Here is a 15372-nt window from a genome sequence, read left to right as displayed (position 1 = left end):
CAGGCTGAACGCGATGAAACTGCGCGTCGGCACCTTCAATGTCGAAAACCTGCTGACGCGTCACCGCTTCGAGAATGGCGGACGCATCGACACCGCCGCGGCGATGTCGCTCTTTCATTTTCCGCGCGCCGATCAGCGCGATGCCGTCGAGCGCTCGCTCGCGGTGGCGCTTGAGGATGACAAGCGCCAGATGACGGCACTCGCCATCGCCGAGGCGCAGGCCGATATCTGGATGCTGCAGGAAGTGGACTCACTCGCCAGCCTGCAGGCGTTCTTCGCCAATTACGTCCATCGCATCGCCGATTATCGCTATGGCCATTTCGCCTTGATCGACGGCAATGACAGGCGCGACATCGATATCGGCTTTGGCGCCCGGCGCGATCTGCTGGCGCCGCAGGCGGTCCGTGTCGTCTCGCATAAGGACCTCAGTTTCGGCCAGGCCGGTGCCTATGATCCTTCGCTCGCGCGTTTCGGCATCAGGCCGGGCGACAGGGTCTTTGCCCGCGATTGCCTCGCCGTCGAGCTGAGCTTTGGTGACCGTTCGCTGACCCTGTTCGGTTGCCATTTCAAGTCAATGAACAATGGCCGCGACGATGGCCGGCAGGAGACCCTGCCGATCAGGCGGGCGGAGGCCCTGGCCGTCAGGCACATCATCAAGAATTGGTTCGGCGCGTCTTGGCGCGAGGCCAACTGGATCGTGCTGGGTGATCTCAACGGTTATCGCTATGGCCTTGGCCCATTGGGCGAGCTGGTCGACGAAGGGGATAGCGGCATCGAGCCGTTGCTCGAGGATTTCGCCGTCGACCCGATCGTGCATCTGCCCCAGCATGGGCGGTGGACGCATTTCCGGCGCTACTGGTCGGAGGCCGAGCAGCGGCTCATCGACAGCCATATGCCGCTGGACCATATCCTGCTGTCGCCGGCGCTGGCGGCTGCGAACCCCAATCCGGCCATGCAGATGATCCGGCGCGGTTTGCCCTATCGCGTGCCGCTCGATCCGCGCGAGCCCGATCGTTCAATGGCGCGGCTTGCGACCTGCAGCGACCGCTATCCGCGCGTCGGCTGGGACAGGCCGAAGGCATCGGATCATTGCCCGCTGACCATCGATCTGGTCGTGCCTGTCACCAAGGGAGGGTTGCCGTGAAACGCCGCTTCGTTACGCTCGATGTCTTCACCCGGGCCCGTCATGCCGGCAACCCTTTGGCGGTGGTGCTGGACTCGGAGGGCCTCGACACCGAGGCGATGCAGGCGATCACGCGCGAATTCAACCTGTCCGAGACGGTCTTCGTCGCGCCGCCCGCCGAGCTCGGCAACCGTGCCGCCATTCGGATCTTCACGCCCGGCCGGGAGTTGCCGTTCGCCGGCCATCCCACCGTCGGTACCGCTGTCCTGCTCGCGTTGCGTGACGCTGAGGAAGGTAGGGCAAAGGACAAGCTCGTGCTGGAGGAGCGGATCGGTGCCGTTTCCTGCGACGTCTCGGTCGGGAATGATCGGGGCAGGGCCGTCTTCACCCTGCCGCGCTTGCCCGAGCGGATCGGAGAGGCGGGCGCAGCGGCGGAGATTGCCAGTGCTCTTGGGCTCGATCCGGCCGAGATCGGCTTCGATGCCCATGAGCCCGGCGTATTCTCCGGAGGCGTCGGCTTCACCCTGGTTCCGGTGGCGAGTCTCGAGGCGATGGGCCGCATCACGCTCGACATGATGCGGTGGAATACGGTGATGAAGCCCGCCGAGCATCCCAACGCCTTCGTCTATTGTCGGCAGACCCGCGATGCGGGCCATCACTTCCATGCCCGCATGTTCGCGCCGGGGATGGGCATCGGCGAAGACCCCGCGACCGGCGGAGCCGCCGCCGCCTTTGCCGCCGCCGTGATGGCCTTCGATCGTCCCGGTGATGGCGAGCATCGCCTCGTCATCGAGCAGGGTTACGAGATGGGGCGACCGTCGCAGATTGAACTCAGCCTGCGGGTCGAGCGCGGTGGACTCGTTTCGGCCAGCATTGGCGGGGAAGCTGTGCTGGTGAGCGAGGGCGTGCTGCTGTGAACGGAACCGAATGATGAATGGCGTTATCGACGGGACGATCGTTCCGCTCGCGCGGGTCGAGGCCGTGGTCGAGCCGCATGACTGGGCCTTCGCGCAGGAAAACCACGACGCAATCGCCACGCATTGGGCCAAGATCAGCGCAGGCAAGCCGGCAATGTTCAATGGCCGGATCATGCTGCAGCATCGTGGCGCGATCGCGGATGGCGTGTTCAGCGCGCGCTATTTCGAGACGGACTACGCCGCCTTCATGACCTGGCGCGATCTCGGTCATCCCGGCCCGGTGGTTCGCAACGGTTATGCGATGGCGGCCCTGCGGGCGGCGGATGGCGCCTTTCTCTGCGGGAAGATGGGTGATCATACCGCCAATGCCGGCAAGGTCTATTTCGCTGCCGGCACGCCGGATCGCGAAGATCTCAGGGACGACGGCACGCTCGACCTTGCCGGCAGCGTCACACGCGAACTCTGCGAGGAGACCGGACTGACCTTGGGCGAAATCGACGTCGATGAAAGCTGGACGGCGGTGATCATGACCGGCCGCGTCGCTTTCATGCGGCCGGTGGCGCTGTCCTGGTCGGCCGAGGAAGCGTGCGAGATAATGCTGTCACGCATCAGGGAACAGGCGGAGCCTGAACTCTCCGATGTCGTGATCGTGCGCAATCTCGCCGAGAGCGAGCATCTCGACATGCCGCCTTTCATGCGGCGCTATCTCGCCCATATCTACGCTCAAGACTGACCATCCCCTGATTTTCCGGAACGGAACGAGATGACCGCGCCAGAAGCCTTGCCGCTACCCGCAGACAATCCCTTCGCCGCCGTCTGGGAGACGCCCTTCGGCCTGCCGCCCTTCGCGGTGATCAAGCCTGAACACATCACGCCGGCTTTCGAGGCGGCACTGGCCAAGCACAAGGCGGAGATAACCGCGATCTCTGACGATCAGTCAGAGCCCGATTTCGCCAACGTGATCGAAGCTCTGGAACGATCGGGCCGCGCGCTCAGCCGTGTCGGCGGTGTCTTCTACAATCTTGCCGGCGCCGACACGAACGAGGCGCTGCAGGCGATCGAACGCGAGATGTCACCGGTCACCTCGCGGCACTGGTCGGGAATCATGATGGACCCGGCCCTGTTCGCCCGCGTCGATGCCGTCTTCGCGAAGCGCGAGAGTTTGGGGCTCGACGCCGAACAGAAGCGCCTGCTGGAACGGACCTATCGCGGCTTCGTTCGCTCGGGTGCGCAGCTTGGTTCCGAGGAAAAGAAGCGCCTTGCCGCGATCAACGAGCGTCTGGCGGGGCTCGGCACGCAGTTTAGCCAGAACGTGCTCAAGGATGAGGCCTCCTATGCGCTTGTCCTCGATGACGAAGCCAAGCTCGCGGGCGTGCCGCCCTTCCTGCGGGCGGCGATGGCTCATGCCGCTGGCGACCGGGGCCATGACGGCAAGCATGCGGTTACACTTTCACGTTCGATCATCGAGCCCTTCCTGACTTTCTCCACCCGCCGCGAGCTCCGCGAGGAGGCCTTCGTGGCCTGGAGCAAGCGCGGCGAGAATGGCGGCGAGACGGATAACCGAGCCATCGTCGCGGAGATGGTGGCTCTGCGTGCCGAGAAGGCAAAGCTGCTCGGCTTCGAGACCTTCGCGCATTTCAAGCTCGACGATTCCATGGCCAAGACGCCGGAGAATGTCCGGGGGCTACTCGAACTGGTCTGGAAGCCGGCCAAGGCGCGGGCTGCGAAGGAAGCGGCTGACCTTGCCCTGCTCGCGCAGGAGGAGGGCGAGAATGGCCCGATCCGGCCCTGGGACTGGCGCCACTATGCCGAGAAGGTGCGCCAGAAGACCTATGCGCTCGATGAGGCGGTGCTGAAGCCCTATCTCCAGCTCGACCGTATCATCGCTGCAGCCTTCGACACGGCGGGCAAGCTCTTCGGCCTGACCTTCGAGGAGAAGCGCGATCTCGCGGGTTATCATCCCGACGTTCGCGTCTTTGAGGTCCGCGAGGCGGGCGGCCGGCATATCGGGCTCTTCCTCGGTGATTATTTCGCCCGAGCATCGAAACGTTCGGGCGCGTGGATGAGCGCCTATCGCGGCCAGCGCAAGCTCGGCGGCGATCTTCGGCCGATCATCGTCAACGTCTGCAATTTCGCGAAGCCCGCGGCAGGCAAGCCGGCACTGCTTTCGATCGATGATGCGCGCACTCTGTTCCACGAGTTCGGCCATGCCCTGCATGGGCTCTTGTCCGACGTGACCTATGGCTCGCTCGCCGGCACCTCGGTCTCGCGTGATTTCGTCGAGTTGCCGTCCCAGCTCTACGAGCATTGGTTCCTGACGCGCGAGGTGATGCAGGCCTATTGCCTGCATGCCGAGACCGGCGAGCCGATCCCAGAGGCGTTGATCGACAAGATCAAGAAGGCGCAGACTTTCAACCAGGGCTTTGCGACGGTGGAATACACCTCGTCGGCGCTGGTCGACCTCGCCTTCCATTCGCTGAAGGATCCGGCAATGGTCGATCCGCTGGCCTTCGAGGCGGCAGAGCTGGAGCGTATCGGCATGCCGGCCGAGATCATCATGCGTCACCGCACGCCGCATTTCACACATGTCTTCTCGGGCGACGGCTATTCGGCCGGCTATTACAGCTATCTCTGGTCCGAGGTGATGGATGCCGACGCTTTCAACGCCTTCATCGAGGCCGGAGACGTCTTCGCCGCCGATATCGCCGGCAAGCTGAAGCGATTCATCTATTCGGCGGGCGATACGCGCGATCCGGCTGAAGCCTACACGCTCTTCAGGGGCAGGCTGCCCACGCCGGATGCCCTGCTGGAGAAGCGCGGCCTGGCGGCGTAGGCGAAGCGCACGCTGTCATCACGCGGACCATCCCCGTCTTGAACCGCCGGGGCGAAGGGTGATGCTTGGACGGAAGTCGACATGGTCGGGATAAACCCGACCATGACGCGTGGTGCTGATTAGCCTTACGGATAACCGAACCGTGACTTGGTGGCGCGCACCTGAGAGATCGCGCCAGCGTCATTGCCTGCCGCGCAGGTCGAACGGGCATTGGCGATCTCGGCACTGACGCGGCTGTGCACGCCCTTGGTGGTGTGGCCGGTCGCGAGGTCGTTATCCATCACCGCCTGGAAACGTTCGACCTCGCCCGAGCAGCCCGATCCGCTCGGCATGCGGAAGGTGCTGGGCGTCACGCCTGGTGCTGCCTGCTCCGGTGCCGGGGCGGGCGGTGGTCCGGCTGTCTGGCAGGCGGCGAGCAGGAAGCCGGCGAGGGCGGGAATCAAGAACGAAGTGGCGCGCATCGCATGCAGGCTCCGGCTGGCGAATGGCCGGGACAATGACCGATTCCCCGCGCCGTTCCAATCACCTGCGCTCACCGTTCAGTCGGTCAGCAGGAGGCGGGAGGCAGCCAGTGCCAGGAACGCCGAGAAAGCGGCCGCTAGCCAGATTGCGTCGAGTCCGATCATGTGATGCGCAAGAGCGCCGGCGACCGCTCCGCTCAGCAGCCCAAGCCAGAGCGTGAAATGGCGCAGCCAGGCGAGGCGGGAGCCGCCAAGCAGGGCCCCGGCGATACGTTGCCCCATCTTCACCAGCGTGCCGGTCATGTAGGTCAGGCCGATCGTGACCTCGCCGTCGCGCTGGAACACGGAGTTTTCCATGCCCATGGCGACGGCGAGCATGGCGATACTGATGCCGGCCTCCCCCAGCCTGTCGGACAGCGCAGCGATGAAGAGACAGAACGTCAGAGCCGCCAGCACGGCGGTATGCCGCCTCGTCCGGGCAAAATGCCCGACGAGCGAGCCGAGCACCACGCCGCCGACGAAGAGCATGATGATGCCGCCTGCGAGCGCGATACCGCTGAGATGGCCGTTGGCGAGTTCGATGCCGAGCCGCGTCGTGTTCCCGGTCATGAAGGACACGAAGAAACCGCCAAGGCTGATGAAGCCCAGCGCATCGACATAGCCTGCAAGGCAGGTCAGTCCGACCGCAAGACCGATCGTGCGGCGGTCGTAGCGCATCATCGGATATCTCTCCCCAACTGCCCGGCGATCGAATGCGATTCGCAGGGAGCGGACAATGCATGCCGCGCCAGCAGTTGCGGCCCGGGCAGGATAGCGAGACTCCGGCCGGGACGACGTTGCAAACTTCGCATGCGTCACATGCTTGCGCACCGCGGGTGCTTTCGGTTACATCGTGTCCAGTCGAACGAGGAACGCCCGTGGCCGCATCTGCCACCCATGCCTGGATCCTGAGCCGCGCCGCTGCGCGGACGGTCGGCATGCGCGCTCCGCTTGGCCTTGGTCAGCTTCTTCTCCTTAGCCGCCCCTGAGGGCCGGCCGGGCATGCATGCCTGGGCGCTCAGGGGAGTGACGAGAACCGCCTTCCAGACCTAACGCGCCCATCCGAACGACCGCGGCGCGACCCATTCAGGATCACGACCATGACCAACGCTTCCCAGACTGCATCTTCCAAGGACCGGGTGCTGATCTTCGACACCACGCTGCGTGACGGCGAACAATGCCCCGGCGCCACCATGACCTTCGAGGAGAAGCTGGAGGTCGCCGATGTGCTGGACGCCATGGGTGTCGACATCATCGAGGCCGGATTCCCGATCGCGTCCGACGGCGATTTCGAGGCTGTCTCGGAAATCGCCAAGCGGATCAAGCGTGCGACCGTCGCCGGGCTGGCGCGGGCCATCAGCGCCGATATCGCTCGGGCAGGCGAAGCCGTCCGCTTCGCGGTGAAGCCGCGCATCCACACCTTCGTCTCGACCTCGCCGATCCATCTGCAGCACCAGATGCGCAAGACCGAGGATGAGGTTCTGGAGATCATCACCAGGACCGTCGCCCAGGCGCGCAACCTGGTCGAGGATGTCGAGTGGTCGGCGATGGATGCGACGCGCACCCCGATCGAATATCTCTGCCGGGCGGTCGAGACCGCGATCAAGGCCGGTGCGACGACGATCAACCTGCCTGATACCGTCGGCTACGCGACGCCGGACGAGTATCGCACCATGTTCAGCGCGATCCGCGAGCGCGTACCGAACGCCGACAAGGCGATCTTCTCGGTGCACTGCCATAACGATCTCGGCCTGGCTGTCGCCAACTCGCTGGCCGGCATCGAGGGCGGTGCGCGGCAGGTCGAATGCACGATCAACGGCATCGGCGAGCGCGCGGGCAACGCGGCGCTGGAAGAGGTGGTGATGGCGCTGCGGGTCCGTGGCGACGTGCTGCCCTACGATACCGGCATCGAGTCGGCCATGCTGATGCGCGCGTCGAAGGCGGTTTCCACCGCCTGCTCCTTCCCGGTGCAGTACAACAAGGCGATCGTCGGCCGGAACGCCTTCGCCCATGAGAGCGGCATTCACCAGGACGGCATGCTGAAGCACCAGCAGACCTATGAGATCATGACGCCCGCCTCGGTCGGCGTGACCAAGACCTCATTGGTGATGGGCAAGCATTCGGGCCGCGCCGCCTTCCGCTCCAAGCTGAAGGAGATGGGCTACGATCTCGGCGACAACCAGCTGGAGGACGCCTTCACCCGATTCAAGGCCTTGGCCGATCGCAAGAAGCACGTCTATGACGAGGATATCGAAGCGCTGGTCGACGAGAACATCGCAACCGCCCATGACCGCGTGAAGCTGGTTTCGCTGACGGTGATCGCCGGCACGCGTGGCCCGCAGCGGGCCATGATGAAGCTGGATGTCGAAGGGCGCGTCGTTGCCGAAGAAGCCGAAGGCAATGGGCCGATCGACGCGGTCTTCAAGGCGATCAAGGCGATCGTGCCGCACGAGGCCCATCTGGAACTCTATGACGTCCATGCCGTGACGGAGGGCACCGATGCCCAGGCCGAGGTTTCGGTCAGGCTCTCCGACGGTGGTGCGTCGGTCACTGGCCGCGGTGCCGATCCCGACACTCTGGTTGCTTCGGCCAAGGCCTATCTCTCGGCGCTCAATAAGCTGATCGCGCGTGGCGCACGCGTGCATGCGCAGGCGGCCGCGGAGTAGTTGCCACGCTTCAGCTGCGGGCCCCGGGGCGAGACGATGTGTTCGTCCCCGGGGGCTTGCGGTAAAGGCGGTGGTGATGTTTCAGCCGTATGTGACGAGACCGGGGAAGAGACCTCAGCCGGGCTTGCTACCACTGGCGACCAGGGCGGGCGACGGCACGGCATAGATGCCGTTGCGCTCATATGTGGACACCCGTTCGCGCAGATACTCCTTGATCCTGGTCAGGTTCTCCGGACGCTGCCGGCGCAGGACAGCTGCGGCGCGGACCGTACCGGATGAAATGGCGTCGATGATCGCGTCGGGAGACGAGACGCGCCAGACCAGCGGGACTTCCACGGTTGAAATATTCACGAAACCGGCTCGGGCGAGCAGCTGTGCGGCGAAGCCCGGTTCGCCATAGCTGAAGAAGTTGGGACCGGGAGGGAGCCCCACGTCGAGCGAGCCATGAGCATGAATGGCGTCATAGACCATCGAGAAACCGATGCACTTGGTCGCGTCGCACCACGAGGCATAGGCGAAACGCCCGGCGGGTTTGAGAATGCGGCGGGCCTCAGTGAGTGCCCTGTCCGCATCGGGCAGGTGGGGCAATCCAAAGGCGTTCAGGACGGCGTCGAACTCACCCTCGGCAAAGGGGAGTGACTCGGCATTGCCCTCGACAAAGCGGATTCCCGGATAGGTCTGCTGTGCCAGCCGAATCTGGACAGCGGAAAAGTCCAGGCCGATGGCGTCTGCGCCGCGATCACGTGCGGCGGCTGCCACGTAGCCCACGCCACAGGCGACATCGAGAACCCTGTCTCCAGATCTCAGTTCGGCGGCGCGGATCAGTTCGGGGACGCAACCCGATGTCACTTCGCCCAGATTGCGATGATAGGCGAGCGCGACCGTCGCCGAGCCCCACCCCGTCTGCTCGAAATCCCCAAAGGCACTGGATGCGGCCATGAGCCCGGCCTCCCCATTACGCTCCGCTTGGCCGCGATTGCGCGGCGGGCATAGGGGCTGAGAATAGCATGACCCGAGCGAGACGTCCGCACGGCCTCACACCGGCCAGCCCTCGTTCGCCTTGATCGTCGCCAGCACGAAGGAGGAGCGCATGTCCGCAACGCCCGGCAGGGTCAGCAGGCGCTGCATCGCAAACTCGCCATAGGCCTCGATGTCGTCTGCGACGATATGCACGAGCAGGTCGCATTCGCCGGTCATGGCCTGGCAGGAGATCACCTCCTCGAAGGATTTGAGCTTCTCGACCAGCCTTGTCCGCCAGTCCGGGTCGGATTGCGAGAGCTTGACGAAGGCATAGGCCTCGACGCCGTGGCCGAGTGCGCGCCGGTCCAGTTCCGCACGGTAGCCGGTGATGATGCCGTCCTCTTCCAGCGCCTTCAGCCTGCGCAGGCAGGGCGAGGCGGCCATGCCGATCTCTTCAGACAGCGCTGCGTTGGTGATCCGGCCATTACGCTGCAGGGCGCGCAGGATGCGCCGGTCGGTCTCATCGAGCCGAGAGGGCCTTGCCGCATGATGGGGCATGATCGGACCTCAATTCCGTTCCTTGCGTCATATCCTGCCAGCGGATGCGCCGAAGAACAAGAAATAGTCAGGACATGACCGCCGGCTCCGCGCATCTTCCCTTCATGTCAGGGAGGTGCGCCATGTCGACCGATCCGTTCTCCCGCTCCGGCCTGCAGCCGCATGACATACCGGAAGACTTCATCGTCGATCAGCGTTTCGACGCCTATTCGAGGGCCGATCATGAAACCTGGTCGCGGCTGCATCGGCGCCAGGTCGAGTTGCTCCGTGGCCGCGTCTGCGACGAGTATTTCGAGGGACTGGCCGCGCTTGGCATCGCTGCCGATGGCATTCCAGATTTTCGCAACCTGAACCGCGTGCTCGAAGCTGCGACGGGCTGGACGGTCGTGGCCGTGCCGGGGCTGGTGCCGGACCGGGTCTTCTTCACGCATCTGGCGGCGCGCCGCTTTCCAGCGGGCTTCTGGATCAGGCGCCCCGAGGAGTTCGACTATATCGAGGAGCCGGACATCTTCCATGACATCTTCGGCCATGTGCCGCTGTTGATGAACCGGTCCTATGCCGATTTCGTCGCGGCCTATGGCGAGGCGGGGTTGAGATTGTATGATGCCGCCGATCTTGCGCGGCTGGCGCGGCTGTACTGGTACAGCGTCGAGTTCGGCCTGATCGAGACCAAGGCCGGCCTGCGCATCTTCGGTGCCGGCATCGCCTCCTCGCCGGGGGAGACGATCTTCGCGCTCGAGAGCAGATCACCCAACCGGATCGCCTTCGATGCTGTCCGCGTGATGCGTACGCTCTATCGCATCGACGATTACCAGCAGAGCTATTTCGTGATGCCTGGCTTCGACAGCATGCCGGCGCTCGATGAAACCTCTCTGGCCATGGCCATGGCCCTGTCCCAGGCTCGGACCGGGGCTGATATTGATCCGGACATGGCGCTGCCGGCGGATCGTCTCTTCCAGCACGGGGATCAGAGCCACCATCGGCAAACCCAGATCGCCTCCTGATGCGCCGAGGAAAGCTGGTTTTCCCCTGAAATCACAGCGATTTCACCGCCGCCGTCTTGGCGGCGGCAGCGCGCTTGCCTTCTATGAGGCTTCGTGACGCGAGCATGGTCGCGGCTTGGCTGGGGAGCGTGAGGCATGGCTGGCTATTTTCCGAAATGGACATTGAAAACGACCGGCGCGGTGATGCCGGATGAGCGGCTGCCGACCGGGCAGACCATTGTCGCCGGGTTGCAGCATGTCGTCGCCATGTTCGGCTCGACGGTTCTGGCGCCGCTGCTGATGGGGTTCGACCCCAATGTCGCGATCTTCTTCTCAGGCATCGCGACGCTGCTCTTCTTCGTGATCACGAGGGGGCAGCTTCCGAGCTATCTCGGCTCATCCTTCGCTTTCATCGGCGTGGTGATCGCGGCGACCGGCTATGCCGGGGCTGGCCCCAACGCGAATATCGGGGTGGCGCTGGGCGGCATCATCGCCTGCGGCGCACTTTACTTCGCCATCGGCCTGATCGTGCAGGCCGTCGGCACCCACTGGATCGAGAAACTGCTGCCGCCGGTGGTCACCGGCGCGGTTGTCGCCGCGATCGGTCTCAACCTGACCGCGGTCGCGATGAACATGATCTCGGCGAGTCCTTATACGAAGTGGATCGCGTTGTTCACCGTCGTCGCGGTCGCGCTGGTGGCGGTTTACGGGCGCGGGCTGGCGCAGCGGCTGCCGGTGCTGATCGGCGGCCTTACGGCCTATGTGGTCTACGCCGCGACGGCCTCATCCTTCGGCGCTCCGACAATCGATTTCGGAAAGATTGCCGCAGCGCCCTGGTTCGGCTTGCCGAATTTCGTCGCACCGGTCTTCGATTTCAAGGCGATGGCGCTGATCGCTCCGGTCGCGATCATCCTGGTCGCGGAGAATCTCGGGCATATCAAAGGCATCGCCGTGATGACCGGCCGCAACCTCGATCCGCTGATCGGACGCGGCTTCATGGCCGATGGGCTGGGAACCATCATCGCCGGATCGGGCGGCGGCACGGGCGTCACGACCTATGCCGAGAACATGGGCGTGATGGCGGTGACGCGGGTTTATTCGACCCTGGTCTTCGTCGCTGCGGGCGTGATCGCACTGGTGCTCGGCTTCTCGCCCAAATTCGGCGCGGTGATCGGCACGATCCCGGTCGCGGTGCTGGGCGGTCTCGCCGTCGTCGTCTTCGGCCTGATCGCCGCGACTGCAGGCCGGATCTGGGTCGAGAACAAGGTCGATTTTTCCGCGCCGAAGAATCTCATCACGGTTGCAACCGCGCTGATCCTCGGTGCCGGCGATCTCAAACTGCCGATTTTCGGCTTCGAACTCGGCGGAATCGGCACCGCCACCTTTGGTGCGATCGCACTTTACCACCTGCTCAATCGCCGCACGGCGTGAGGATTTCTCGCAGTTGCACACAGGCATTTAGCCGGAGTGCATTTTTCTGCTCAAACGGGGTGGACAGGGCAGGGGGCGTTTGTTACACGCCCCCTGCCTGACGCGGTTCCGGCCGGCAGAAAGGCAACGTCTTCGTGGCGTATGGGTGATTAGCTCAGTTGGTAGAGCAGCTGACTCTTAATCAGCGGGTCGTAGGTTCGAGCCCTACATCACCCACCACGAACCTCTTGAAATCAAACGGCTTTTAGAGGTTTGTCGGGGCAGGTCGCACCGCCCAGAGAAGTTATAAACCGGTAAAAGCTTCAAGGCGGTTCAAGGGCCGCTTTGCCTTCTGCGCCCGGGGGCAAGCTTGGCGCCCTTCGCTTGAAAGCTCCCTGCGTTTGCGTGGCGACGCTGATTGGCAGAATCGCTGCGTTGGCGAAGCTATATGGCGGGAGAGCTTCAGGCCGACGAGCCTTCATCGTACACGGCGCTAGGATTGATTGCCTATAAAGGTGAGTTCAATTGAGTTGTCCGGCGCATCCGATGAACACAGCCATGTCGGACCTCAAGTCTCTCGCTTACGTACCCACTCCCGCTAAGACGTCGAACGATCTCAAATTTCAGAGACGCCAGCGCCTGATTGACCGCCTTGAATGATAGCGGCAATTGGCGAAGAATCCCGCTATTCGGCGATATCGACGCGAATGACGATCACGGCGGATGCCAGGCCTTATCCGCTTTGCCTGCAGCCAAACCCGCTAAGAGGGATATCCACGGGTTGCCGACCGGCGGCGCTCATGCCAGTGTCCTGGCTTCCAGACGCCCGACGCCGCCGACAGGATTTGGTCCGCTGCGTCCCGCGCCTCCATCGACGGCTGGTGTCGCAGCCAGAGGCGGGAGGTGGTCATGGCAATCTTGTCGCACAAAACTTCATGTTCCTTCGCTCCCGGGCCCCAAACCGGCCGATCGCAGTTCGTTTGCGAAGACATTGATCGGCGGGCAGTTGTCTGCGGGGGCGGAGCCGCCGCTTTCAGCGCATTGCTCGCCGGACTGCTCGGCAGCTCGAAGTCTGTTAAGGCCGAGGGGATCGCTGGGTCAGTTCCAGAACTTGATAGGGTCTCGGTCCGTGTGGTGACGGATAGCTATCAATTCGCTGTCGCACCCAGCAGGAAAGCAGATAGCGTCGATATCCAGCACTTCGGATGGGGCATCGGTACCCATCCACCCGGAAAGACACTGGTGAGCGAATTCGGTCTTGCCATGCACGTTGAGTCGCAGCGCGGCGGCGAGACGCGCCACATCCTCGTCGACTTCGGCTTCACCCCGGAGGCGCTGAATAACAACATCGAACTCCTGGGCATCGACCCCGCCCTGCTCGATGCCCTCGTACTCAGCCATGGCCACTACGATCATTTCGGTGGCCTTGTCGGCTTCTTGCAGCGGAACAAGGGGAAGCTGAGGCCCCAGCTTCCATTCTATGTTGGAGGCGAAGACTGCTTCTGTGCGCGAGAATGGACGGCGCCCCCCGTCCGTGGCGACTTTGGCGTGCTTGATCGCAAGGCGTTGGAAGAGGCCCAGTTGGCGGTGACGTATGCGGAGAAGTCGGCACTCGTGGGCGACCATGGCTTTACCACGGGCCAGATAGGTCAGAAGAGCTTTGAGAAGCTGCTTTCTCCCAGCGCCATGAAGATTGGGCTGGAGCGCGGTTTAGGTTGCAACCCTGAGCGCTTGACCGAAGCTGAACGGACGCAGGCTACAATTCCCGATCAATTCCGGCATGAGCTCGCGACCGCGTTCAATGTGAAGGGCCGGGGACTGGTCGTGTTGACCTCCTGCAGCCATCGCGGTGTGGTCAATGCGATCCAGCAAGCTCAAGCGGCATCCGGTATCAACAAAATCCATGCGGTGATCGGCGGATTCCATCTTGCACCGTATCAGCAGGAATATCTGCGGCAGACAATCACCGCCCTCAAGGAGATCAATCCCAACTACATAATCCCGCTGCATTGCTCGGGCGAACCGTTCTACGAGCTGGCCAAAGCAGAAATGCCGACGAAATTGCTGAGAGCCTATACGGGTACGCGTTTCGTCTTCGTGAGTTAAAGAGCAATCTGAGTTGCCGGCTATCCATGGCGATCGACGCCGTCGAGGTGAACCCTTCTTCGACTGGGACGAGGGTAGCCTTGGCAGTCTGTGTCTGCTGGTCAGCGTCGAGCCATGCGGATATTTTGCTGCGCCATGCATGGCCAACACGCTGGATAGGGGCCCGATGCGCTATCCGTTGGTCTGATGATGCGCATGCCACAGACCGGCAATATATCGCCGCAAAAGTGGAACAGAACGGGCGCTCCGATCCCTCGCGAGCTACATTGAAGTCGCGGCTTGGGTGAGCACCGCTTGATATGGTCCCATGTGCGAGGACCGGATCAGTCAGACCCGCTCTGCTCGAAAATCGCGGGCGTTCCGCCGGTGTGCAGGACGCAGGCCGCTTCATCAGGAGGAATGACGTGGTCTTCCGCCAGCTTCAGAAGTCCGGCGAAGGTCTTGGCCACGTAGGTCTGTTCAAGCATCAGCGCCTCATGTCGGGCAAAGAGAGCTGCCGCCTGAACCGATGCCGCCGTGGGGACGCCATATCCCTTGCCGAGTTGTCCGAGGTCGATGCGGATGCGGTCGAGACACTCTGATGGCAGGGCTCGGCCAACCAGCCCAGCAAGGTCGCGCAGGATAGCGTCGAGACGGCGCCGAAGGGTACAAGCGTCGTATTCGACGCTGACCAGATGGAAGGTCCACGGCAGTCCGAGGACGGCCGCTCCGAAGATCATTCCCGCTTCCGTCACGCCCATCGAGCCGGGAAGTACGATGTGCCGGAGATCGAGACTCAGCGCCTGGGCCTGTTCGGATAACTCCTGCGCCGCCCGGACATAGCCCAACGCTCCCAGAACCGGATCGCCAATGAGATAGGGCCGTCGTCCCGCTGCCTCGAGTTCGGCGATTGTCTGCCGTGCCAGCCGCCCACGCTCCTCCTCGCCAACGGGCCCGAGCAGCCGGATCTCCGCGCCCAGGCGCTCCGTCAGCAGGGCGTTGCCGCGCAGAGGAGCGGATGCGTCTCCGGCATAGAGCACGAGCATGTCGAGGCCGATCTTCGCCGCCGCCGCCGCGGCCAGCCGGCATTGGTTGGAGGGCAGGCCGCCGGCCACCACCAACATGTCGCTCTTCCGTGCGAGCGCTTCTCCGATCCAGAATTCGAGGCTGCGCACCTTGTTGCCGCCGAAGGCCAGCGGCATGCAATCGTCGCGCTTGATCCATAGCTGCGGATGCCCGGTCACAGGGCCAATGCGGCGCATCGGCTCAAGCGCCGTTGGGCCGCCGACGAGATCGATCCGCGGAAACGCGCTCAGCATGACGTGGTCCAGATCCAG

13 protein-coding genes and 1 tRNA gene are annotated in these 15372 nt (G+C 63.7%); 9 read left to right on the top strand and 5 right to left on the bottom strand.

Annotated features, from left to right (window positions below):
* Window positions 1-13 precede the first annotated feature (13 nt).
* Genes AB4099_RS01210 through AB4099_RS01195 form a run of 4 tightly spaced genes read left to right on the top strand, consistent with a single transcriptional unit; the run spans window position 14 to window position 4873 of the window.
* Complete coding sequence (locus AB4099_RS01210) at window positions 14-1144, top strand: endonuclease/exonuclease/phosphatase family protein (RefSeq protein ID WP_441476749.1); 1131 nt, start codon at window positions 14-16, stop codon at window positions 1142-1144.
* Window positions 1141-2040: a PhzF family phenazine biosynthesis protein gene (locus AB4099_RS01205; RefSeq protein ID WP_441476748.1), complete on the top strand. Its 900-nt coding sequence runs from the start codon at window positions 1141-1143 to the stop codon at window positions 2038-2040. The genes AB4099_RS01210 and AB4099_RS01205 overlap by 4 nt, the downstream gene beginning before the upstream one ends.
* A gap of 13 nt (window positions 2041-2053) precedes the next feature.
* Window positions 2054-2773 (top strand): NUDIX hydrolase, encoded by a 720-nt coding sequence (locus tag AB4099_RS01200; RefSeq protein ID WP_441476747.1) that lies wholly within the window; start codon window positions 2054-2056, stop codon window positions 2771-2773.
* Window positions 2774-2803: 30 nt separating this feature from the next.
* Window positions 2804-4873: a M3 family metallopeptidase gene (locus tag AB4099_RS01195; RefSeq protein WP_441476746.1), complete on the top strand. Its 2070-nt coding sequence runs from the start codon at window positions 2804-2806 to the stop codon at window positions 4871-4873.
* Between the two features lie 125 nt (window positions 4874-4998).
* Here the strand turns inward: AB4099_RS01195 and AB4099_RS01190 are convergent, their stop codons facing one another.
* Together AB4099_RS01190 and AB4099_RS01185 are read right to left on the bottom strand one after the other, a co-directional pair.
* A complete protein-coding gene (locus AB4099_RS01190) occupies window positions 4999-5334 on the bottom strand; it encodes a hypothetical protein (RefSeq protein ID WP_441476745.1) in 336 nt (111 codons plus the stop codon).
* Between the two features lie 78 nt (window positions 5335-5412).
* Entirely contained in the window at window positions 5413-6054 is a 642-nt protein-coding gene (locus AB4099_RS01185; protein WP_441476744.1) for a YoaK family protein, read from the bottom strand.
* A gap of 419 nt (window positions 6055-6473) precedes the next feature.
* Between AB4099_RS01185 and AB4099_RS01180 the strand changes: the two genes are divergently transcribed.
* Window positions 6474-8039 carry a 2-isopropylmalate synthase gene (locus AB4099_RS01180; RefSeq protein WP_113513646.1) on the top strand — a complete coding sequence of 522 codons (1566 nt, stop codon included), beginning with the start codon at window positions 6474-6476 and terminating at the stop codon, window positions 8037-8039.
* Window positions 8040-8153: 114 nt separating this feature from the next.
* Here AB4099_RS01180 and AB4099_RS01175 read toward each other — a convergent pair whose 3' ends face one another.
* Together AB4099_RS01175 and AB4099_RS01170 are read right to left on the bottom strand one after the other, a co-directional pair.
* Entirely contained in the window at window positions 8154-8978 is an 825-nt protein-coding gene (locus AB4099_RS01175) for a class I SAM-dependent methyltransferase (protein ID WP_441476743.1), read from the bottom strand.
* 96 nt (window positions 8979-9074) lie between these two features.
* Complete coding sequence (locus AB4099_RS01170; RefSeq protein ID WP_113513642.1) at window positions 9075-9557, bottom strand: Lrp/AsnC family transcriptional regulator; 483 nt, start codon at window positions 9555-9557, stop codon at window positions 9075-9077.
* A gap of 122 nt (window positions 9558-9679) precedes the next feature.
* Here AB4099_RS01170 and phhA point away from each other — a divergent pair, with 122 nt between their 5' ends.
* From phhA to AB4099_RS01150, 4 genes are all read left to right on the top strand, one after another.
* Window positions 9680-10561 carry a phenylalanine 4-monooxygenase gene (phhA, locus tag AB4099_RS01165; RefSeq protein ID WP_441476742.1) on the top strand — a complete coding sequence of 294 codons (882 nt, stop codon included), beginning with the start codon at window positions 9680-9682 and terminating at the stop codon, window positions 10559-10561.
* Window positions 10562-10696: 135 nt separating this feature from the next.
* Complete coding sequence (locus AB4099_RS01160) at window positions 10697-11971, top strand: solute carrier family 23 protein (protein ID WP_441476741.1); 1275 nt, start codon at window positions 10697-10699, stop codon at window positions 11969-11971.
* A 143-nt stretch (window positions 11972-12114) separates the two neighbouring features.
* Window positions 12115-12190, top strand: a tRNA-Lys gene (locus tag AB4099_RS01155).
* Between the two features lie 669 nt (window positions 12191-12859).
* Entirely contained in the window at window positions 12860-14056 is a 1197-nt protein-coding gene (locus tag AB4099_RS01150) for an MBL fold metallo-hydrolase (protein ID WP_441476740.1), read from the top strand.
* Window positions 14057-14379: 323 nt separating this feature from the next.
* Here AB4099_RS01150 and AB4099_RS01145 read toward each other — a convergent pair whose 3' ends face one another.
* Window positions 14380-15354, bottom strand: a complete 975-nt coding sequence (locus AB4099_RS01145) for a 1-aminocyclopropane-1-carboxylate deaminase/D-cysteine desulfhydrase (protein WP_441476739.1) — start codon at window positions 15352-15354, stop codon at window positions 14380-14382.
* Window positions 15355-15372: the final 18 nt, after the last annotated feature.

Source organism: Allobosea sp. 2KB_26 (assembly GCF_052115715.1).
In the GTDB taxonomy this organism is placed as follows: domain Bacteria; phylum Pseudomonadota; class Alphaproteobacteria; order Rhizobiales; family Beijerinckiaceae; genus Allobosea.
This window is presented reverse-complemented; position numbering and strand designations above follow the sequence as displayed.

Coding starts and splice junctions, on each gene's coding strand:
- phhA (WP_441476742.1), top strand. CDS start 9,680: ATGTCGACCGATCCGTTCTCCCGCTCCGGCCTGCAGCCGCATGACATA.
- AB4099_RS01195 (WP_441476746.1), top strand. CDS start 2,804: ATGACCGCGCCAGAAGCCTTGCCGCTACCCGCAGACAATCCCTTCGCC.
- AB4099_RS01150 (WP_441476740.1), top strand. CDS start 12,860: ATGGCAATCTTGTCGCACAAAACTTCATGTTCCTTCGCTCCCGGGCCC.
- AB4099_RS01190 (WP_441476745.1), bottom strand. CDS start 5,334: ATGCGCGCCACTTCGTTCTTGATTCCCGCCCTCGCCGGCTTCCTGCTC.
- AB4099_RS01185 (WP_441476744.1), bottom strand. CDS start 6,054: ATGATGCGCTACGACCGCCGCACGATCGGTCTTGCGGTCGGACTGACC.
- AB4099_RS01210 (WP_441476749.1), top strand. CDS start 14: ATGAAACTGCGCGTCGGCACCTTCAATGTCGAAAACCTGCTGACGCGT.
- AB4099_RS01180 (WP_113513646.1), top strand. CDS start 6,474: ATGACCAACGCTTCCCAGACTGCATCTTCCAAGGACCGGGTGCTGATC.
- AB4099_RS01175 (WP_441476743.1), bottom strand. CDS start 8,978: ATGGCCGCATCCAGTGCCTTTGGGGATTTCGAGCAGACGGGGTGGGGC.
- AB4099_RS01170 (WP_113513642.1), bottom strand. CDS start 9,557: ATGCCCCATCATGCGGCAAGGCCCTCTCGGCTCGATGAGACCGACCGG.
- AB4099_RS01145 (WP_441476739.1), bottom strand. CDS start 15,354: ATGCTGAGCGCGTTTCCGCGGATCGATCTCGTCGGCGGCCCAACGGCG.
- AB4099_RS01160 (WP_441476741.1), top strand. CDS start 10,697: ATGGCTGGCTATTTTCCGAAATGGACATTGAAAACGACCGGCGCGGTG.
- AB4099_RS01200 (WP_441476747.1), top strand. CDS start 2,054: ATGAATGGCGTTATCGACGGGACGATCGTTCCGCTCGCGCGGGTCGAG.